Genomic DNA, 20,181 nt, shown 5'->3' with positions numbered 1-20,181 from the left:
TCTCTATGCTGCGTCTCCTCTTCAAGCGCTTTCTCAAAGTCATTAAATGGTTTGCCATCAGCAGTGTGCTGCTGGTGCTGCTGTTTCGTGTGGTGCCGCCGCCGTTCACCGCGTTGATGGTGGAGCGCAAGATCGAATCCTGGATCGACGGCGAGCCGATCGATGTGCAGCGCACCTGGGTGCCGTGGGATGAGATATCCGACGAACTGAAAGTGGCGGTAATGGCGGGTGAAGACCAGCGTTTCCCGCAGCATTGGGGTTTTGACTTCGGCGCGATCCAGGCGGCGCTGCTGCACAACGAGCGCGGCGGTTCGATTCGCGGCGCCAGCACTCTGAGCCAGCAAGTGTCAAAGAACCTGTTTTTGTGGACCGGTCGCAGTTATCTGCGCAAAGGCCTGGAAGCCTGGTTTACCGCACTGATCGAAGTGTTGTGGCCCAAGCAGCGGATTCTTGAGGTGTACCTCAATAGCGTGGAGTGGGATGAAGGCGTGTTTGGCGCAGAGGCCGCCGCGCGGCATCACTTTGGCGTGAGTGCCAAAGCGCTTTCCCGTCAGCAGGCCAGCTATCTGGCGGCGGTTTTGCCCAACCCTCGAGTGTGGAGTGCCAGCCATCCAACAGCCTATGTGGCAAGGCGAGCGGCATGGATTCGGCAGCAGATGAGCCAGCTGGGCGGGGATGGTTACTTGGTGGAGTTGAATAACTCCCGCAAAGCCCCGTGGTCCGATTGACACACTGCACTACCCATGTGGGAGCTGGCTTGCCTGCGATAGCGGTGGGTCAAACTACCCATGTGTTAGCTGATACTGCCTCATCGCAGGCAAGCCAGCTCCCACAGTGGACCGAGTTGAGCTTGAGATTTTCGACTGCAAACAAAAATGCCCCGGCCTTTCGATTAGTGCATTGGTGGAGTTGAACAACTCCCGAAAAGCCCCGTGGGCTGACTGACACAATGCAATACCTGTGGGAGCTGGCTTGCCTGCGATTGCGGTGGGTCAATCAACACATGTGCTGGCTGAGACTGCCTCATCGCAGGCAAGCCAGCTCCCACAGTGGAGCGAGTTGAGCTTGAGATTTTCGACTGCAAACAAAAATGCCCCAATCTTTCGATCGGGGCATTTTTTTGTCTTATCGCGTCTTAAGCGGCGATCGACAACTTCAGCTTGTTCATCGCGCTTTTCTCAAGCTGACGAATCCGCTCGGCCGACACGTTGTACTTCTGTGCCAGGTCGTGCAGCGTGGCTTTTTCTTCAGCCAGCCAGCGCTGATAGAGGATGTCACGGCTACGGTCGTCCAGCACTTCCAGCGCTTCGTGCAGGTTCTGGTTGGAGTTGTCGCTCCAGTCGGCGTCTTCCAGTTGACGCGCCGGGTCGTACCGGTGGTCTTCCAGGTAGTTGGCCGGCGATTGGAAGGCGCTGTCGTCGTCCGCTTCTGCGGCCGGGTCGAAGGCCATGTCATGGCCGGTCAGGCGACTTTCCATCTCGCGCACTTCACGCGGTTCCACGCCGAGGCTTTCGGCCACGCGGTGGACTTCCTCGTTGTTCAGCCACGCCAGGCGTTTTTTCTGGCTGCGCAGGTTAAAGAACAGTTTGCGCTGGGCCTTGGTGGTCGCGACTTTCACGATGCGCCAGTTGCGCAGGATGAACTCGTGGATTTCCGCCTTGATCCAGTGCACGGCAAACGATACCAGGCGCACGCCCATCTCAGGGTTGAAGCGCTTTACAGCCTTCATCAGGCCGACGTTGCCTTCCTGAATCAGGTCAGCCTGGGCCAGGCCGTAGCCGCTATAGCTACGGGCGATATGTACGACAAAACGCAGGTGGGCGAGCACCATCTGCCGAGCCGCCCCCAAATCCTGCTCATAGTAGAGACTCTCGGCCAGTTCACGCTCCTGCTCAGGCGTCAGCAATGGAATGCTGTTGACCGTGTGCACATAGGCCTCCAGGTTCGCACCCGGGACCAGAGCATAAGCAGGTTGCAAAGAAGTGGTCATACGAAAAAACCTCCGACTCACATAACTCGTGCAGTTCAGCACTGCGAAAATTGACCGGGAACCGTAGGACAAGTTCCCTAAACCACCAATACGGTCAATACAAACGAAACCACATTAATCTGACATTAACTACTTCGGTGCCAGCTCACGTAAATGACGAGCGACCGCAATCCAAGCACCGATATACCCCAACAAGACGGCACCAAGCAAGAGACTCAGACCGTCGGCGACCGGCACGCCGGCCAAGGCAAAATCGCTGCCGTACAAGCCGGCCAGCCCGACAACCGCGTCGTTCAGCCAGTTCAAGCCAAAAGCCAGCACGCCCCAGGACAAAATCCCGGCACCAAAGCCATAAAGCGCGCCCATGTACAGAAAGGGCCTACGCACATAGCTGTCTGTGCCGCCGACCAGTTTAATCACTTCTATCTCGGTGCGGCGGTTTTCAATATGAAGACGAATGGTATTACCTATCACCAAAAGTAATGCAGACACCAACAACACCGTCAGACCGAACACAAAGCGGTCGCCCAGCTTGAGAATCGCCGCCAGGCGCTCTACCCAGACTAGATCAAGTTGTGCCTGTTGCACCTTGGGCATCTCTGCGAGTTTTTGTCGCAGGGCCTCAAGCGCCGGCTTGTCGACTTCGTTCGGCGTCACCAGCACCACGCCCGGCAGCGGGTTCTGCGGCAACTCTTTAAGCGCCTCACCCAGGCCGGATTGCTGCTGGAACTCTTCAAGGGCCTGATCGCGGCTGATGTATTCGGCATCCGCCACGCCCGGCAGGTTCTTGATGTCGTCGCGCAGGCTCTCGCCATCTTTGGCGCTGGTGTCGAGTTCCAGGTACAGCGAAATCTGCGCCGCGCGCTGCCAGGAACCGCCCAGGCGCTCCACATTATTAAGCAGCAGCGACAAACCCATCGGCAGGCTCAGTGCCACGGCCATTACCAGGCAGGTGAAAAAGCTGCCGATCGGCTGTTTGCCCAGGCGGCGCAGGCTGTCGAGCAAGCTGGCGCGATGGCTTTCGATCCAGGCGCGCAGCAGCGTGGCGAAATCCGGGCCATCATCTTCGTCGCGTTTTTTCTTCGGCGGTTGCGGGTCGGCGGCTTTTGGCGCCACACGCTCGGAAACCTTGGGGCTGCGAGTCGCACTCATACGCCAGCCTCCCCGTCGCCAATCAGGCGGCCGCGTTGCAAGGTCAGCATGCGGTGGCGCATGCGGGCGATCAGTGCCAGGTCGTGACTGGCGATCAATACGCTGGTGCCCAGGCGGTTGATGTCTTCGAACACGCCCATGATCTCAGCCGCCAGACGCGGGTCGAGGTTGCCGGTAGGTTCGTCCGCCAGCAGCAAGGCCGGGCGGTGGACAATGGCGCGGGCGATGCCGACACGCTGTTGCTGGCCGGTGGACAGGTCGCCCGGGTACAGGTCGGTCTTGTCCGACAGCGCCACACGCTCCAGGGCCGAATCCACGCGCTTGACGATTTCAGCCTTGGACAGGCCGAGAATCTGCAAGGGCAGAGCGATGTTGTTGAACACCGTGCGATCGAACAGCAACTGGTGGTTCTGGAACACCACGCCGATCTGGCGGCGCAGGAACGGGATCTGCGCATTGCTGATGGTCGCCAGATCCTGGCCGGCCAGCAGCAACTTGCCGGTGGTCGGGCGTTCCATCGCCAGCAATAGCCGCAGCAGCGTACTTTTACCGGCGCCCGAGTGGCCGGTTACAAACAGAAACTCGCCACGCCTTACTCGAAAGCTCAGCTCATGCAAGCCCACATGCCCGTTGGCGTAGCGTTTACCGACCTGTTCGAATCGAATCATGAACGCTCCCGCTCGGCGAAAAGTGCCTGTACAAAGGGTTCGGCTTCAAAGGTGCGCAGGTCGTCGATACCTTCACCGACACCGATATAACGAATCGGCAACCCGAACTGTTTGGCCAGGGCGAAGATCACACCACCCTTGGCCGTGCCGTCGAGCTTAGTCAATGCCAGGCCGGTCAGTTGCACCGTCTGGTTGAATTGTTTGGCCTGGCTGATGGCGTTCTGGCCAGTGCCGGCGTCGAGCACCAGCAGCACTTCGTGCGGGGCGTCGGCGTCGAGCTTGCCAATTACGCGGCGCACTTTCTTCAGCTCTTCCATCAGGTTGTCTTTGGTGTGCAGGCGACCGGCGGTATCAGCGATCAACACATCGATGTTACGGGCCTTGGCAGCCTGCACGGCATCGAAAATCACCGAGGCGGAATCGGCGCCGGTGTGCTGGGCGATGACCGGGATCTTGTTGCGCTCACCCCAGACCTGCAACTGCTCCACGGCAGCGGCGCGGAAGGTGTCACCGGCGGCGAGCATGACTTTCTTGCCTTCCGACTGCAGCTTCTTGGCCAACTTGCCGATGGTGGTGGTTTTGCCAGCGCCGTTGACGCCGACGACCAGGATCACGAACGGCTTGTTCGGCGTGATCACCAGCGGCGCTTCCACCGGCTTGAGCATCGCAGCCAGTTCGGCCTGAAGGGATTTGTAGAGCGCATCGGCGTCGGTCAACTGCTTGCGCGCAACCTTCTGGGTCAGGCTCTGGATGATCACGGCAGTGGCTTCGACGCCCACGTCGGCGGTCAACAGACGGGTTTCGATGTCTTCCAGCAGCTCGTCATCAATAACCTTCTTGCCCAGGAACAGGCTGGCCATGCCTTCGCCGATACTGGCGCTGGTTTTGCTCAGGCCTTGCTTGAGGCGGGCGAAGAAGCCGGTTTTGCTGGTTTCAGCGGGAGCAACAACGGGCTCCGGGGCGACCGGCGGCTCGATAATGGCGGGGGCGGCAACGACAACAGGCTCTGGCTCTGGCTCTGGCTCTGGCTCTGGCTCAACAGTGCCGGGCGCAGGCGCTTCGACTACCACTGCAACCGGCTCAATGACCACAGGAATCGGCGGCGTGACGTGCTCGGCTTGTACATCTTCAACCAGTGCCACAGGCTCTTCAGCCACCGGCAGTTCCAACCACGGTTTGTGCTCTGGCTCGGGCGCAGGCGCAGGCTCAACCAACGGTTGCAACACCGGCTCGGCCATCGGCAACACCACTGGCGCGGGCGGCTCAGCGTCTATAATGGGTTCTGGAATCGGCTCAGGCTGAACCTGTGGCTGTTCGACGACGGTATCCTGCGGCTTTTTGCGCAGCCATCCGAACAGGCCTTTTTTCTCGCCAGCCGCAGCTGGACTCTTCTTGTCGTCGTTGGAACCAAACATGGAGGACGGCTATCTCAAAGTAGCGATGCGCCAGGGCGCCTCGGTAAATAAATTCGATGCAGAACAGACTGCTTTAACGCTCGCTTGTTCATGCGCAACATTTTGTAAGGCGTAAATAAAGGCCTCAACAAATCGTTTCAATAAAGGACTGAAGCGACAAAATCGGCGAAAAGTAGAAGATCGTCGGGGAAACCCAGCGCCAATTCCTACATTCCTACGACTGAAACCGGGACAAGATGACTGCCACAGTGGCCCTGTCCAAACCGGATCAGTATCCTAGCACCTCCTCGCCCGCCTAGGCTAAGACCTAGCGGGTAGCCCAACAGGTTAAAACACGAATGATTGCTCTAGCCCGCCGCGCCGCAGGCCTGCTGCTCAGCACAGTTTGTCTGCCTCTTTCAGCCTTGGCTGCCGACCCACAACCCACCCATGAATTCACCCTCGATAACGGCCTTAAAGTGGTCGTGCGCGAAGACCATCGCGCGCCGGTGGTGGTTTCCCAGGTCTGGTACAAGGTCGGTTCGAGCTACGAAACCCCGGGCCAGACCGGTTTGTCCCATGCCCTGGAACACATGATGTTCAAGGGCAGCGCCAAAGTCGGTCCCGGCGAAGCCTCGCTGATCCTGCGTGACCTGGGCGCTGAAGAAAACGCCTTCACCAGCGACGACTACACCGCGTATTACCAGGTACTGGCGCGTGACCGCCTGGGCGTCGCTTTCGAGCTGGAAGCCGACCGCATGGCAAGCCTGCGCCTGCCGGCCGATGAGTTCAGCCGCGAAATCGAGGTGATCAAGGAAGAACGCCGCCTGCGCACCGATGACAACCCGATGTCCAAGGCCTACGAGCGCTTCAAGGCGATGGCCTACCCGGCCAGCGGCTATCACACGCCGACCATCGGCTGGATGGCCGACCTTGAGCGCATGAAGGTTGAAGAACTGCGCCACTGGTACCAGTCCTGGTATGTGCCGAACAACGCCACACTGGTGGTGGTCGGCGACGTGACGCCGGACGAGGTCAAGAAACTCGCCGAACGTTACTTCGGCCCAATCCCCAAGCGTGATGTGCCACCCGCCAAGATCCCGCTGGAACTGGCCGAACCTGGCGAGCGCTTGCTGACCCTGCACGTGCAGACCCAACTGCCGAGCGTGATCCTCGGTTTCAACGTGCCGGGCCTGGCGACTGCCGAAGACAAGCGCTCGGTGCAAGCCCTGCGCCTGCTCTCGGCCCTGCTCGATGGCGGTTACAGCGCGCGTATCTCGGAACAGCTGGAGCGCGGTGAAGAACTGGTCTCCGGCGCGTCCACCAGCTACGACGCCTATACCCGTGGTGACAGCCTGTTCACATTGAGCGCCACGCCGAATCAGCAGAAGAAAAAAACCATTGCCCAAGCCGAAGCCGGCCTGTGGCGCCTGCTGGACGAGTTGAAAGCCAAGCCGCCGACCACCGAAGAACTGGAGCGTATCCGCGCCCAAGTGATTGCCGGCGTGGTTTACCAACGTGATTCCATCACCAGCCAGGCCACGGCCATCGGCTCGCTGGAAACCGTCGGCCTGTCCTGGAAACTCATGGACACCGAGCTTGCCGACCTGCAAAGCGTGACCCCGGAAGACATCCAGAAAGCCGCACGTACTTATTTCACCCGCGAACGTTTGAGCGTCGCCCATGTTTTGCCCGAGGAGACCGCTCATGAGTAATCGCAAAAGCAGCCGCCTGATCTTCCCCGGCCTGGTCGTCGTCACCCTGATCGCCGCCAGCGCCGTGTACTTCCTGCGCCCGAGTGAATCGGTGGCCAGCCAGGCGCTGGACAAGGCGCAATCGGCCAACAAACTGCAATCTTTGGCAGAACTGGACGGCAAGGCGCCGACCAACCGCAAGCTCGACGTGCAAACCTGGACCACCGCCGAGGGCGCCAAGGTGCTGTTCGTCGAAGCCCACGAACTGCCAATGTTCGACATGCGCATCCTGTTCGCCGCCGGCAGCAGCCAGGACGGCAATACCCCAGGCGTTGCGTTGCTGACCAACGCCATGCTCAACGAAGGCATACCGGGCAAGGATGTCAGCCAGATCGCCAGCGGCTTTGAAGGCCTGGGTGCCGACTTCGGCAACGGCGCTTATCGCGACATGGCGTTGGTGTCCCTGCGCAGCCTGAGCGACAGCGACAAGCGCGACGCGGCCCTGACGCTGTTTGACCAAGTGATCGGCAAGCCGACTTTCCCGGCCGACTCCCTGGCGCGCATCAAAAACCAGATTCTTGCCGGTTTTGAGTACCAGAAACAGAACCCAGGCAAGCTGGCCAGCCTTGAGTTGTTCAAGCGGTTGTACGGCGACCACCCTTACGCGCACCCGAGCGAAGGCACGCCTGAGAGCATTCCGGCGATTACCCTGGCGCAGTTGCAGGCCTTCCACGCCAAAGCATACGCAGCAGGCAATGCGGTGATTGCCGTGGTGGGCGATCTGACTCGCGCCGACGCTGAGGCCATGACGGCCAAGGTCTCCGCATCGCTGCCCAAAGGCCCGGCCCTGGCCAAGATCGCCCAGCCGACCGAGCCGAAAGCTGGCCTGAGCCATATCGAGTTCCCGTCCAAGCAAACCCATTTACTGTTCGCGCAACTGGGCATCGACCGCGCCGACCCGGACTACGCCGCCTTGTCCCTGGGCAACCAGATCCTCGGCGGTGGTGGTTTCGGCACCCGCTTGATGAGCGAAGTGCGTGAGAAGCGCGGCCTGACCTACGGCGTTTACTCCGGTTTCTCGCCGATGCAGGTACGTGGTCCGTTCATGATCAACCTGCAGACCCGCGCCGAAATGAGCGGCGGCACCCTGCGCCTGGTTGAAGACGTGCTGGCCGACTACCTCAAGACCGGCCCGACGCAAAAGGAACTGGACGACGCCAAGCGTGAGCTGGCCGGTAGCTTCCCACTGTCTACCGCAAGCAACGCCGATATCGTCGGGCAGCTGGGCGCCATGGGTTTCTATAACCTGCCGCTGAGCTATCTTGAGGATTTCATGAAACAATCCCAGGCCCTGACCGTAGAGCAGGTCAAGGCTGCAATGAATAAACACTTGAGCGCCGACAAGATGGTCATCGTGACCGCCGGCCCGACGATTGCGCAAAAGCCACTACCGCCCCCCACTGATAAACCCGCCGAGCAGCCGCTCGGGGTTCCGGAGCATTAATGGCCAGTTCATCTCGCCCGAAAAAACCTGTCCACAACGTGCATAACGGTGTGGGCCAACTGCGCATCATTGGCGGTGAATGGGGCAGCCGCAAGCTGAGTTTCCCTGACGTCGTGGGCCTGCGCCCAACGCCGGACCGCGTGCGTGAAACCCTGTTCAACTGGCTCGCGCCGTATATCGGCGGCGCCAGGGTACTGGACCCGTTCGCCGGCAGCGGCGCGCTGTTCCTCGAAGCGCTGTCCCGTGGCGCCGCCCAGGGCCAGGCGCTGGATGCCAGCAATGTGGCGGTGTCCAGCCTCAAGGAACACCTGGGCACACTGCGCTGCACCACCGGCCAGGTGCAGACAGCCGATGCGCTGCGCTACCTGGAAACCCAGGCGGCCAGCGAATACGACGTGGTGTTCCTCGACCCGCCGTTCAACCAGAACCTGTTGCCGACGGTGTGTGCGCTGCTGGAAGAGCGCCAGTGGCTGGCACCCGATGCGTGGATCTACACTGAAAGCGAGACCGCGCCGTCTACCCTCGGCCTGCCGGGTAGCTGGCGCCTGCACCGGGAGCAGAAATCCGGTCGGGTGTATTACGCGTTGTGGCACCGGTTGGTTGAAAGCGCCGCTTAACCTTAGGTAAATGTTGTAGTGAGCGGGCTTGTTGTGGCGGCCAGGATGGTTGTGGCGAGCAGGCTTGGTGTGGCGAGCAGGCTTGCCCTGCGTTGGGCTGCGAAGCAGCCCCTTTTACAGGCACCGCGATCCTACAAATAGAATGCGGCGACTTTACTGGGGCCGCTTCGCAGCCCAACGCAGGGCAAGCCTGCTCGCCACAACAAGCTCGCATGCCACAGTAAGCTCGCTTGCTACCGAGAGTTTCATGATCCCGTCCTCTGAGCTGTTCAAACCCGCCTTCGGCCTCGGCAACCCCCACTTGCAAACCCTGTGGGGGCCGCTGTGGCGCCCCACCACCCATATCGAACGCCAACGCGAACGCCTGTGGCTGGACGACGGCGACTTTCTCGACCTCGACTGGCATGGCCCCCATGACGCGCAGGCGCCGCTGGTGCTGGTGCTGCACGGGCTGACCGGCTCGTCCAACTCGCCTTATGTGGCCGGGCTGCAAAAAGCCCTCGCAGCTCAAGGCTGGGCCAGCGCCGCCTTGAATTGGCGTGGGTGCTCAGGCGAGCCAAACCTGTTGGCACGCAGCTATCACTCCGGTGCCAGTGAAGACCTGGCGGCGGCGATTGCCCATCTGCGTGCCAAGCGACCCTTGGCGCCGCTGTATGCGGTGGGTTATTCGTTGGGCGCAAATGTGCTGCTCAAGCACTTGGGCGAAACCGGCGAGACGTCCGGGCTGCAAGGCGCAGCGGCGGTGTCGGTGCCGTTTCGACTGGACCAGTGCGCTGACCGTATCGGGCTGGGCTTTTCGCGGGTGTACCAGAAGCACTTCATGCGCGAGATGTTGGCGTATATCCGCGTCAAGCAAAGCCGCTTTGTGAAGGATGGCCGGGCCGAAGGGCTGAAAACCCTGGAAGCCCTGGGCTCATTGGAAAAAATGCGCACGTTCTGGGACTTCGACGGCCGGGTGACCGCACCGTTGCACGGGTTCCTCAGTGCCGAGGACTATTATCGTCGCGCCTCGAGCCGTTACTACTTGGGCGAAATCCGCACGCCAACCCTGATTATCCAGGCCGCCGATGACCCGTTCGTGTTTGCTCACAGCCTGCCCGAGGCCAGTGAACTGTCGGATTGCACCGAGTTTGAGTTGTTGGCCAAGGGTGGGCATGTGGGGTTTGTGGATGGGACGTTGAAACGCCCCAGTTACTACCTGGAGCGCCGTATTCCGCAGTGGCTACTGACACAACACAGTTAAAAAATGTGGGAGCTGGTTTGTGTGGGAGCTGGCTTGCCTGCTCCCACACAAACCAGTTCCCACAGTTTTATTGGGTTTACATGGCTATTCAATCAGTCGCCGGTTGCAATCTGCCGTGTGGGGTCGGTAATCCACTCACTCCACGACCCCGCATACAGTTTGCCCAACGGGTAGCCCGCCAGACTCAAGGCAAACAGGTTGTGGCACGCCGTCACGCCCGAACCGCAGTACGCCACCAGTTCATCCGGTGACCGGCCCTGCAACTGTGCGGCGAAGCGCTGCTTGAGCTGATCGGCCGGTAGAAAGCGGCCATCACTGCCCAGGTTTTCGGTGAACGCTGCACATTGCGCACCGGGAATGTGCCCGGCAATCGGATCAATCGGCTCTACCTCGCCGCGAAAACGCGCCGCTGCACGGGCGTCGATCAAGGTGAGGCCCGGCTCACCCAGGCGTTTTTGCAAATGCTCGGCGTCCAGCAGCAGGCGGTTGTCCGGCTTACCGGCGAACGCTCCCGGCTCCACCACCGGTGCATCGAGGCTCAACGGGAAACCGGCGGCGTGCCAGGCCTTGAGACCACCGTCCAGGATAAACACACCGTCGCGCTTACCCAGCCAGGCCAGCAACCACCACGCGCGGGCGGCATAGGCGCCGGGGCCGTCGTCGTACAGGACGATGTCGGTGTTGGCATGGATGCCCCAGGCCCGCAGTTGCGCAACCAAAGTGTCCGCCGCCGGTAACGGGTGGCGGCCGGTCACGCCTTTGGTCACCGGCCCACTGAGGTGGCGCTCCAGGTCGGCATATTGCGCGCCTTCGATATGCCCTTCGGCATAGCTGCACAGCCCGTAGTCCGGGTCTTCGAGGGCAAAACGACAATCCAGGATCACCAGCCCCGCGGCCTTTTGGCGTTCGGCCAATTGCTGGGGGCTGATCAGTTGGGCAAGCGACATGACGGGCTCCTGTGAACAGATTCGGGAAAGGTCCTACTTCACTTCTTCCAGTGCCTGGTTCAACGGCACGTAAAACTCTTTGAACAAGGCATCCACCGCCTCTTTCGCCTGGGGCGTGACAAACCCCGCCTCCAGCACCAGCACCTGATACACACCGCGCTTGATCGCTTCGGCGCTCAAGTGCGCGGAGTTCTCATTGGTGGTGCACAGGAACCGCACCCAAGAGGTGAGGATGATCCAGGCATTAAGGGTCAGTGCCTCGGTTTGCACCGGGTCCATATTGAGGATGCCGGCGTCGACAAACCCTTGGTAAATGGCCCCGCCCTGGATCAGGCAGCGCTGGGAAAACCGCCGGTAGCCGGTGGCCAGTTCCGGGTCGCTTTCCAGCAGGTGTTCGAGGTCTCGGTGCAGGAAGCGGTAGCGCCACATGCCGGCCAGCACGGCCTGCAGGTAAAAGCGCTTGTCTTCGACAGTCACCGCGCGGCCCTGTGGCGGGCGCAGGAAACTGTCCACCAACGCTTCGTACTCACGAAACAGCACGGCGATGATCGCCTGCTTGTTGGGGAAGTGGTAGTACAGGTTGCCCGGGGAAATTTCCATATGGGCGGCGATATGGTTGGTACTGACGCTGCGCTCACCCTGCTGGTTAAAAAGCTCCAGGCTGGTTTGCACAATGCGCTCGCTGGTCTTTACTCGTGGTGCCATAGGGGATCAGCTTCTGAACACGGGATGGGGCATCTTACGGCCTATCCTTGTCAGGATAAATCCGCATGTTGCTGCAATGACATTTGACAATTTAGAGCAATGACTCTAAAAATCCAGGCAGACCTATAACAATCGGGAACTGCGCCATGTCTGCCAACGTTGCCTACCTGCAAGATTCCCAGGCGCTGGATCAACTCCAGGACCTGCTCGACGCCCAACGTCGCGCCTATGCGGCCAACCCGATGCCGCCAGCTGCACAGCGCCAGCAGTGGCTAAAGGCTTTACGCGACGTGCTCAGCGACGAACGCCAGGCGCTGATCACCGCGATCAGCCAGGACTTCAGCCACCGCAGCGCAGACGAAACCCTGTTCGCCGAGTTGATGCCCAGCCTGCATGGCATTCACTACGCCAGCAAACACCTCAAAGGCTGGATGAAACCTTCCCGGCGTGCGGTAGGCATTGCCTTCCAACCAGCGTCAGCCAAAGTCATCTACCAGCCGCTGGGTGTGGTCGGGGTGATTGTCCCCTGGAACTACCCGTTGTACCTGGCCATTGGGCCGCTGGTCGGGGCTTTGGCGGCGGGAAACCGGGTGATGCTCAAACTCAGCGAGTCCACGCCCGCCACGGGCGAACTGCTGAAGGCGCTGCTGGCCAAAATCTTCCCCGAAGACCTGGTGTGCGTGGTGCTGGGCGAGGCCGAAGTGGGCATGGCATTTTCCAAATTGCGCTTCGATCACCTGCTGTTCACCGGCGCCACCAGCATCGGCAAGCACGTGATGCGCGCAGCGGCCGAGCACCTGACACCGGTTACCCTGGAACTCGGTGGCAAGTCGCCAGCCATTGTTTCCGCGGACGTGCCACTCAAAGACGCCGCCGAGCGCATTGCCTTCGGTAAATGCCTGAATGCCGGGCAAACCTGCGTGGCACCGGATTACGTGTTGGTGCCGGAAGACCGCGTTGAAGGTTTCGTCGAGGCCTACAGCAACGCCGTTCGCGGGTTTTATCCGACCCTGGCCGACAACCCGGACTACACCGCCATCATCAATGAGCGGCAACAGGCCCGGCTCAATGCCTACGTCAAAGACGCCACCGACAAGGGCGCCACCCTGATACCGCTGTATGACCAGGGCCAGGCACGGCGTATGGCCCATAGCCTGTTGCTGAATGTCAGCGACGAGATGACGGTGATGCAGGACGAAATCTTCGGCCCGGTGCTGCCGATCGTGCCTTATCGCGGCCTCGACCAAGCGTTTGCCTACATCAACCAGCGCCCTCGCCCACTGGCCCTGTATTACTTCGGCTACAACAAGGGCGAACAGAACCGCGTGCTCCACGAAACCCATTCCGGCGGTGTTTGCCTCAACGACACGCTGCTGCATGTGGCCCAGGACGATATGCCCTTTGGCGGCATCGGCCCGTCGGGCATGGGCCATTACCACGGCCATGAAGGCTTCCTCACGTTCAGCAAGGCCAAAGGGGTGCTGGTCAAACAGCGCCTGAACGCGGCGAAACTGATCTACCCGCCTTACGGCAAAGCCATCCAGAAGTTGATCCAGAAGCTGTTTATCCGCTGATTCCGCCACCCTCGGGATAACAATAACAATGAACCCTAGCCTGACTGAAACACCCGCGCTGTCACGGCGCGGCGTTCTGAAAATCGGCCTGTGCGCCAGCGCATTCCTGGCCACCGCCGGCTTGGGGGCCAGCCTCAGCGGCTGCTCCAGCAGCACCCCGGCCAGTGGCTTTGCCATGCTGCGCAGCAGCGACTTGCCGTTTTTGCGCGCAATCATCCCGGTGTTGCTCGAAGGCGCGGCCAGCGCCCAGGACGTGGTCGCCGGCATCGAAGACACCCTGAAAAAACTCGACTACAGCCTGCAAAACCTGTCGCCGGAGATGTTCAAGCTCACCCAGCAACTGTTCGACGTGCTGAGCATGGGCATCACCCGTGGCCCGTTGACCGGCATTTGGGGCAGTTGGGAAAACGCCAGCAGCGATCAGATCCGCAACTTCCTGCACCGCTGGGAGAACAGCTACCTGAACCTGCTGCGCATGGGCCAGGGCTCGCTGCTCAAGCTGGTGATCATGGCCTGGTACTTCCGGCCACAATCCTGGGCGCATTGCGGCTACCCCGGCCCACCCAAGATCTAAACCTGACAACCTGACCCAATGTGGGAGCTGGCTTGCCTGCGATAGCGGTGTATCAGCCAGGAATGATTAGCAGGCAGACCGCTATCGCAGGCAAGCCAGCTCCCACACTGAATGCAACTTCGTATAAAAATAAGAGTGCACTTCTATGCCCGTACCCGATCTGTTCCGCGATGGCCTGGCCCGTGGCTGGAAAACCCACAATGGCGCCGCCCTCAGCAATGACCTGACCCTGGAAGCCGACGTGGCCATCATCGGCAGCGGCGCGGGTGGCGGCACCACCGCCGAGATCCTTAGTGCTGCGGGCTACAAAGTGCTGCTGATCGAAGAAGGCCCGCTCAAGACCAGCAGCGACTTCAAGCTGCTCGAAGACGAAGCCTACGCCAGCCTCTACCAGGAAGGCATCGGCCGCATGAGCAAGGACGGCGCGATTACTATCCTGCAGGGCCGTGCTGTCGGCGGCACCACGCTGATCAACTGGACCTCGAGCTTTCGCACACCCGATGCCACCCTCGCCCACTGGGCCAGTGAATATGCAGTCAAGGGCCACAGCAGCGCAGAAATGGCGCCGTGGTTCGAAAAGATGGAACAGCGCCTGGGCATCGCCCCTTGGGCCATTCCACCGAATGCCAACAATGATGTGATCCGCAAAGGCTGCGAAAAGCTCGGCTATAGCTGGCACGTGATCCCGCGCAACGTGCGCGGCTGCTTCAACCTGGGTTACTGCGGCATGGGGTGCCCGGTCAACGCCAAGCAATCGATGTTGGTGACCACCATTCCTTCCACCCTGGAAAAGGGCGGCGAACTGCTCTACCTGGCCCGCGCCGAACACCTGAAATACAGCGGCGACACCATCAGCAGCCTTGAATGCGTGGCCATGGATGAGCGTTGCGTGGCGCCTACCGGGCGCAAGATCACGGTCAAGGCCAAGCATTACGTGCTCGCGGGCGGTGGCATCAACAGCCCGGCGCTGTTGATGCGTTCGGACGCGCCCGACCCGCATTCGCGGCTGGGCAAGCGTACCTTCCTGCATCTGGTGAATTTCTCCGCGGGGCAGTTCGACGAGGTGATCAATCCGTTCTATGGCGCTCCGCAGTCGATCTATTCCGACCACTTCCAGTGGCAGGACGGCACCATCGGCAAAATGTCTTACAAATTGGAGGCGCCGCCGCTGCATCCAGGCCTGGCCAGCACGCTGTTCGGCGGCTACGGCACCGGGAACGCGCTGGACATGAGTCAGTTGCCCCACACCCACGCCATGCTCGCCCTGCTGCGCGACGGCTTTCACCCCGACAGCCCCGGCGGCACGGTGGAATTACGTGGCGACGGCACACCGGTGCTCGACTACCAGGTCTCGGACTACGCCTGGGACGGCCTGCGCCGCGCGTTTCATACCATGGCCGAGATTCAGTTCGCAGCGGGCGCCAAGTCGGTCAAGCCGCTGCATCACGATGCACGCTACGTGAATACCCTGGCCGAGGCACGCAGCCTGATCGATGGCCTGAGCCTGGAACTGCACCGCACCACGCTGGGCAGCGCCCATGTGATGGGCGGTTGCGCCATGGGCGAGGACCCGAAAAACGCGGTGGCCGACAGCCTCGGCCGTCATCATCAATTGCGTAACCTGTCGATCCACGACGGCTCGCTGTTCCCCACCAGCATTGGCGCCAACCCACAATTATCGGTGTACGGGTTGACCGCGCAACTGGCGACAGCATTGGCCGAACGTCTGAAAACAGCATGAAAAAACCGGGTATTCACGGTATCTATCTACATAAGTCGACTTGGCCCACCGGGCATGCTGCGATACCATCCGGTTCCCCAACGGACTCCGCCAGGACGACGCGATGAACCGAGTGTTGTACCCAGGTACCTTCGACCCGATTACCAAAGGCCATGGCGATCTGGTCGAACGTGCGTCTCGCTTGTTCGACCATGTGATCATCGCGGTCGCCGCCAGCCCCAAGAAAAACCCACTGTTCCCCTTGGAACAGCGCGTAGAGCTGGCGCGTGAGGTCACCAAGCACCTGCCCAACGTGGAAGTGGTGGGCTTTTCGACGTTGCTGGCGCACTTTGCCAAAGAGCAGAACGCCAATGTGTTCCTGCGTGGCCTGCGCGCGGTGTCGGACTTCGAATACGAATTCCAGCTGGCCAACATGAACCGCCAACTGGCGCCGGACGTGGAAAGCCTGTTTCTCACGCCATCGGAACGTTACTCGTTCATTTCCTCGACGTTGGTGCGTGAAATTGCCGCTTTGGGCGGAGATATCACCAAGTTCGTGCATCCGGCCGTAGCCGATGCGCTGACCCTGCGCTTCAAGAAGTAAGGCTCTTTGTGGCGAGGGAGCTTGCTCCCGCTGGACTGCGCAGCAGTCCCAATGGTTTCGAGCAAAGCGGGGCCGCTGCGCGCCCCAACGGGAGCAAGCTCCCTCGCCACAGAGGCAACGACCCACATTCGGGCTTGCCACACGCTCGCACTGCGGGCGCCAATGCGGCACAATTGCACGCATTAGTTTTCAGATGCCCTGGCTGACAGCCCTGGCAGGAGTTTCCATGTCCCTGATCATCACCGACGATTGCATCAACTGCGACGTCTGCGAACCCGAGTGCCCGAACGCTGCGATTTCCCAGGGCGAAGAGATCTACGTGATCGACCCCAACCTGTGCACCCAGTGCGTCGGCCACTACGACGAACCTCAGTGCCAGCAAGTGTGCCCGGTGGATTGCATTCCGCTGGATGAAGCCCATCCGGAAACGGAAGAGCAGTTGATGGCCAAGTACCGGTTGATTACCGGCAAGGCCTGAAGTTATTTATTGCCTGTAAAGGCCTCATCGCAGGCAAGCCAGCTCCCACATTTAGAGTGGTGAATACCTCCAAATGTGGGAGCTGGCTTGCTTGCGATGGCGACATCAGCCATTACCCGACACTCAGCTCTGGCACTTTGGGCAAAACACACTCGCCCGCTGCCCCAGCACCACATTGCGCAACTCGCTCCCGCAGACCTTGCACGCCTCGCCGCCCCGGCCGTAGACGTACAGCTCCTGCTGGAAATACCCCGGTTGCCCATCACCGCCGATAAAGTCCCGCAACGTGGTGCCACCACGCTCGATAGCTGCCGCCAGCACGCGCTTGATCTCGATCGCCAGCTTCAAATAACGCCCGCGTGAGATACCACCCGCAGCCCGGCGCGGATCTATCCCTGCCGCAAACAACGCTTCGGTCGCGTAGATATTGCCCACGCCCACCACCACCGCGTTGTCCATGATGAACGGCTTCACCGCCATCGATTTGCCACGCGACAGCTGGAACAGACGCTCGCCATCAAACAGGTCGGTCAACGGCTCCGGCCCCAGGCGCAGCAACAGTTCGTGGTTGTGCGGGTCCTGGCTCCAGAGCATCGCGCCAAAACGCCGAGGGTCGGTATAGCGCAGCGCCAGGCCCGACTCCAGCTCAATGTCCACATGCTCATGCTTGAGCGCTGGCAAGCCGACTTCCACCAGGCGCAAATTGCCCGACATACCCAAATGGCTGATCAACGTGCCCACTTCGGCATTGATCAACAGGTACTTGGCCCGCCGCTCCACCAGCACGATGCGCTGCCCGGACAGGCGCACATCCAGGTCTTCCGGGATCGGCCAGCGCAGGCGCCGTTCACGCACTACCACACGGCTGACGCGTTGGCCTTCCAAATGCGGCGCAATCCCGCGCCGGGTGGTTTCGACTTCGGGTAACTCGGGCATGTGTACCTCTTGATTAAAGGGTCAGTGCGCGCCCAGTTCGCGGATCGATAGCTTCAGGCTTTCAAAGTCGTAGTCCGACAGGCCCACGTAATCCAGCACCAGATGCCCGATGGCATCCCACTCATGGTCCGCCGATTGGTTGCCCAGCACGCGGTGGGACGAGCAGATGTGCTCGGCCATCTTGAGGATCGCCAACAGGTTTTTAAGTTGCGGGTTGCGCGACGACTCATCGCTGAAAATCGCCAGGGCGTTGTGGTGGTTGGCGATGGCGTCGGTCACATGCTCCGGCAGGCGCCAGGATTTGGCGGTGTAGTAACCCACCACGGCATGGTTGGTGTTGAACGCGTTGTTCTCGGTGTCGACCACCCGGCAATCCGGGCCGGCATTGGCGTAAGCCTGCTCCAGCACCGCCATGTAATTGGGGAAGCGCTTGAGCATCAGCGGCACGCCGCAGTCGTGGAACAGGCCCAAGGCATAGGCCTCGTCGACCGTTTGCGAGCCGGTGCGCTTGGCCAGGGTCAGGCAGGTCATGGCCACGTCCTGGGCGGTGTCCCAGAAGCGGTTGAGGGTGACGATGGTGTCGTCGCTCATCTCGCCCTTGATCGACTGCGCGTTGATCAGGTTGATGATCGAGCGGCTGCCCAGCAGGTTTACCGCGCGCTGAATCGAGGCGATCTTGTTGCTCAGGCCGTAATACGGCGAGTTGACGATCTTCAGCAGCGCACCAGACAGGCCTGGATCCTGGGAGATCAGCCGCGCGATCACTTCCAGGTCCGGGTCGGGCATGTACTGCTCCATCTGCAAATCCACCATGATTTGCGGTTGAGGCGGCACGCTGATGCCTTGCAGGGCCTGCTGGATCTGCTCGGCGGAAAGCTCTGGGGACATAAATACACACTCTGGACTAGGCGTGAATTCTAACCTCTATGGGAACCTGACCGACACCTCAAAAACCGGATTGAATGTGGGCTCTGGGCTTGTGTGGGAGCTGGCTTGCCTGCGATTGCATCACCACCGTACGTCAGATACACCGAATCGCCTGCATCGCAGGCAAGCCAGCTCCCACATGAATAACGGCGCAACAGGGTATACTCCCGCTCTTTTTTCCGGAGCGACGTCATGTCCCTGCCTAGCCTGCGTCTCAAAGCCAACGCCGATCGTCGTTTGCGCAACGGCCACCTGTGGGTCTACAGCAACGAAATCGATGTGGCCGCCACACCTCTTCACGGCTTCCAGGCAGGCGACCAGGCTATCCTGGAAGCGGCTGGCGGCAAGACCCTGGGCATCGTGGCCATGAGCCCGAACAACCTGATCTGCGCCCGCCTGCTGTCACGCGACATCAAGTTGCCGCTGGACAAATCGCTGCTGGTGCACCGCATCAACGTCGCCCTGTCCCTGCGTGATCGCCTGTTCGACAAGCCGTTCTACCGCCTGGTCTACGGTGATTCCGACCTGTTGCCGGGCCTGGTCGTCGACCGTTTCGGCGACATCCTTGTAGTACAGATCGCCTCGGCGACCATGGAAGCGCACAAAGAAGACGTGATCGCTGCCCTGACCCAAGTGCTCAAGCCAAGCGGCATCCTGTTCAAGAACGACTCCGCCGCGCGTGACGCCGAAGGCCTCAACCGCTACGTCGAAACCGTGTTCGGCCTGGTGCCGGAGTGGGTGGCGCTGGAAGAAAACGGCGTGAAATTCGAAGCCCCGGTGATCCAGGGCCAGAAAACCGGCTGGTTCTACGACCACCGCATGAACCGCGCCCGCCTGGCCCCGTACGCCAAAGGCAAACGCGTACTCGACCTGTACAGCTACATTGGCGGCTGGGGCGTGCAAGCTGCAGCGTTCGGCGCCAGTGAAGTGTTCTGCGTCGACGCCTCCGCCTTCGCCCTCGACGGCGTAGAGCGCAACGCCGCACTGAACGGTGTTGCCGAGAAAATGACCTGCATCGAAGGCGACGTATTCGAAGCCCTCAAAGAGCTGAAAGCCAGCGAAGAACGTTTCGACGTGATCGTCGCCGACCCACCGGCCTTCATCAAACGCAAAAAAGACATGAAAAACGGCGAAGGCGCCTACCGCCGCCTGAACGAGCAAGCCATGCGCCTGCTCAGCAAGGACGGCATTCTGGTCAGCGCATCGTGCTCCATGCACCTGCCGGAAGACGACCTGCAGAACATCCTGCTGACCAGCGCCCGTCACCTGGACCGCAACATCCAGATGCTCGAACGCGGCGGCCAGGGCCCGGATCACCCGGTGCACCCGGCGATTGCCGAGACGCGCTACATCAAGAGCATTACCTGCCGGTTGTTGCCTAATAGCTAAGTAACACGCAGATCAAATGTGGGAGCTGGCTTGCCTGCGATAGCGGTGGGCCTGTTGATGAGTTT

19 protein-coding genes are annotated in these 20,181 nt (G+C 60.8%); 11 read left to right on the top strand and 8 right to left on the bottom strand.

Features of this window, described 5'->3' with window-relative positions; all coding sequences use genetic code 11:
* Nucleotides 1–5 precede the first annotated feature (5 nt).
* Entirely contained in the window at nucleotides 6–728 is a 723-nt protein-coding gene (gene mtgA / locus ACQY47_RS16430) for a monofunctional biosynthetic peptidoglycan transglycosylase (RefSeq protein ID WP_428550299.1), read from the top strand.
* Between the two features lie 407 nt (nucleotides 729–1,135).
* Here mtgA and rpoH read toward each other — a convergent pair whose 3' ends face one another.
* The 4 genes from rpoH to ftsY all read right to left on the bottom strand — a co-directional run bounded on the left by rpoH (nucleotide 1,136) and on the right by ftsY (nucleotide 5,225).
* Nucleotides 1,136–1,990, bottom strand: coding sequence for an RNA polymerase sigma factor RpoH (gene rpoH, locus ACQY47_RS16425; protein ID WP_017139465.1), 855 nt, complete (start codon nucleotides 1,988–1,990; stop codon nucleotides 1,136–1,138).
* Between the two features lie 129 nt (nucleotides 1,991–2,119).
* Entirely contained in the window at nucleotides 2,120–3,142 is a 1,023-nt protein-coding gene (ftsX, locus tag ACQY47_RS16420; protein WP_058422183.1) for a permease-like cell division protein FtsX, read from the bottom strand.
* The gene (ftsE, locus tag ACQY47_RS16415) at nucleotides 3,139–3,810 is read right to left on the bottom strand and encodes a cell division ATP-binding protein FtsE (RefSeq protein WP_003213784.1); all 672 of its coding nucleotides are present in this window, start codon (nucleotides 3,808–3,810) and stop codon (nucleotides 3,139–3,141) included. Before ftsE ends, ftsX begins: the two co-directional genes overlap by 4 nt.
* Nucleotides 3,807–5,225, bottom strand: coding sequence for a signal recognition particle-docking protein FtsY (ftsY, locus tag ACQY47_RS16410; protein ID WP_428550293.1), 1,419 nt, complete (start codon nucleotides 5,223–5,225; stop codon nucleotides 3,807–3,809). Before ftsY ends, ftsE begins: the two co-directional genes overlap by 4 nt.
* Before the next feature lie 338 nt (nucleotides 5,226–5,563).
* Here ftsY and ACQY47_RS16405 point away from each other — a divergent pair, with 338 nt between their 5' ends.
* The 4 genes from ACQY47_RS16405 (at nucleotide 5,564) to ACQY47_RS16390 (ending at nucleotide 10,262) form a co-directional block, all read left to right on the top strand.
* A complete protein-coding gene (locus ACQY47_RS16405) occupies nucleotides 5,564–6,919 on the top strand; it encodes a M16 family metallopeptidase (protein WP_017139467.1) in 1,356 nt (451 codons plus the stop codon).
* Complete coding sequence (locus ACQY47_RS16400; protein ID WP_017139468.1) at nucleotides 6,912–8,402, top strand: M16 family metallopeptidase; 1,491 nt, start codon at nucleotides 6,912–6,914, stop codon at nucleotides 8,400–8,402. Before ACQY47_RS16405 ends, ACQY47_RS16400 begins: the two co-directional genes overlap by 8 nt.
* The gene (gene rsmD / locus ACQY47_RS16395; RefSeq protein WP_138454189.1) at nucleotides 8,402–9,019 is read left to right on the top strand and encodes a 16S rRNA (guanine(966)-N(2))-methyltransferase RsmD; all 618 of its coding nucleotides are present in this window, start codon (nucleotides 8,402–8,404) and stop codon (nucleotides 9,017–9,019) included. Before ACQY47_RS16400 ends, rsmD begins: the two co-directional genes overlap by 1 nt.
* A gap of 247 nt (nucleotides 9,020–9,266) precedes the next feature.
* Nucleotides 9,267–10,262, top strand: coding sequence for a hydrolase (locus ACQY47_RS16390; protein WP_428550288.1), 996 nt, complete (start codon nucleotides 9,267–9,269; stop codon nucleotides 10,260–10,262).
* A 92-nt stretch (nucleotides 10,263–10,354) separates the two neighbouring features.
* Here ACQY47_RS16390 and ACQY47_RS16385 read toward each other — a convergent pair whose 3' ends face one another.
* On the bottom strand, nucleotides 10,355–11,209 hold the full coding sequence (locus ACQY47_RS16385; protein WP_099550328.1) for a sulfurtransferase: 855 nt from the start codon (nucleotides 11,207–11,209) through the stop codon (nucleotides 10,355–10,357).
* 33 nt (nucleotides 11,210–11,242) lie between these two features.
* Nucleotides 11,243–11,914 carry a TetR/AcrR family transcriptional regulator gene (locus ACQY47_RS16380; protein WP_025859550.1) on the bottom strand — a complete coding sequence of 224 codons (672 nt, stop codon included), beginning with the start codon at nucleotides 11,912–11,914 and terminating at the stop codon, nucleotides 11,243–11,245.
* 146 nt (nucleotides 11,915–12,060) lie between these two features.
* Between ACQY47_RS16380 and ACQY47_RS16375 the strand changes: the two genes are divergently transcribed.
* The 5 genes from ACQY47_RS16375 (at nucleotide 12,061) to ACQY47_RS16355 (ending at nucleotide 16,864) form a co-directional block, all read left to right on the top strand.
* A complete protein-coding gene (locus ACQY47_RS16375; protein ID WP_428550283.1) occupies nucleotides 12,061–13,488 on the top strand; it encodes a coniferyl aldehyde dehydrogenase in 1,428 nt (475 codons plus the stop codon).
* A gap of 28 nt (nucleotides 13,489–13,516) precedes the next feature.
* On the top strand, nucleotides 13,517–14,062 hold the full coding sequence (locus tag ACQY47_RS16370) for a hypothetical protein (RefSeq protein WP_017139473.1): 546 nt from the start codon (nucleotides 13,517–13,519) through the stop codon (nucleotides 14,060–14,062).
* 145 nt (nucleotides 14,063–14,207) lie between these two features.
* Nucleotides 14,208–15,803: a GMC family oxidoreductase N-terminal domain-containing protein gene (locus ACQY47_RS16365; protein WP_428550280.1), complete on the top strand. Its 1,596-nt coding sequence runs from the start codon at nucleotides 14,208–14,210 to the stop codon at nucleotides 15,801–15,803.
* 103 nt (nucleotides 15,804–15,906) lie between these two features.
* Nucleotides 15,907–16,386 carry a pantetheine-phosphate adenylyltransferase gene (coaD, locus tag ACQY47_RS16360; protein ID WP_003176711.1) on the top strand — a complete coding sequence of 160 codons (480 nt, stop codon included), beginning with the start codon at nucleotides 15,907–15,909 and terminating at the stop codon, nucleotides 16,384–16,386.
* Between the two features lie 226 nt (nucleotides 16,387–16,612).
* Nucleotides 16,613–16,864, top strand: a complete 252-nt coding sequence (locus tag ACQY47_RS16355; RefSeq protein WP_017139475.1) for a YfhL family 4Fe-4S dicluster ferredoxin — start codon at nucleotides 16,613–16,615, stop codon at nucleotides 16,862–16,864.
* 123 nt (nucleotides 16,865–16,987) lie between these two features.
* Here ACQY47_RS16355 and mutM read toward each other — a convergent pair whose 3' ends face one another.
* The gene (gene mutM / locus ACQY47_RS16350) at nucleotides 16,988–17,800 is read right to left on the bottom strand and encodes a bifunctional DNA-formamidopyrimidine glycosylase/DNA-(apurinic or apyrimidinic site) lyase (RefSeq protein WP_017139476.1); all 813 of its coding nucleotides are present in this window, start codon (nucleotides 17,798–17,800) and stop codon (nucleotides 16,988–16,990) included.
* Between the two features lie 21 nt (nucleotides 17,801–17,821).
* The gene (locus ACQY47_RS16345; protein ID WP_169987622.1) at nucleotides 17,822–18,634 is read right to left on the bottom strand and encodes an HDOD domain-containing protein; all 813 of its coding nucleotides are present in this window, start codon (nucleotides 18,632–18,634) and stop codon (nucleotides 17,822–17,824) included.
* A 285-nt stretch (nucleotides 18,635–18,919) separates the two neighbouring features.
* Here ACQY47_RS16345 and ACQY47_RS16340 point away from each other — a divergent pair, with 285 nt between their 5' ends.
* The gene (locus ACQY47_RS16340; protein ID WP_003213799.1) at nucleotides 18,920–20,116 is read left to right on the top strand and encodes a class I SAM-dependent rRNA methyltransferase; all 1,197 of its coding nucleotides are present in this window, start codon (nucleotides 18,920–18,922) and stop codon (nucleotides 20,114–20,116) included.
* Nucleotides 20,117–20,181 lie beyond the last annotated feature (65 nt).

Origin of the sequence: Pseudomonas edaphica, from assembly GCF_965277385.1 — a bacterium.
Classification (GTDB): Bacteria; Pseudomonadota; Gammaproteobacteria; order Pseudomonadales; family Pseudomonadaceae; genus Aquipseudomonas; species Aquipseudomonas edaphica.
Note: the sequence above shows the minus strand (reverse complement) of the source record. Positions and strands in the feature narration are given on the sequence as shown.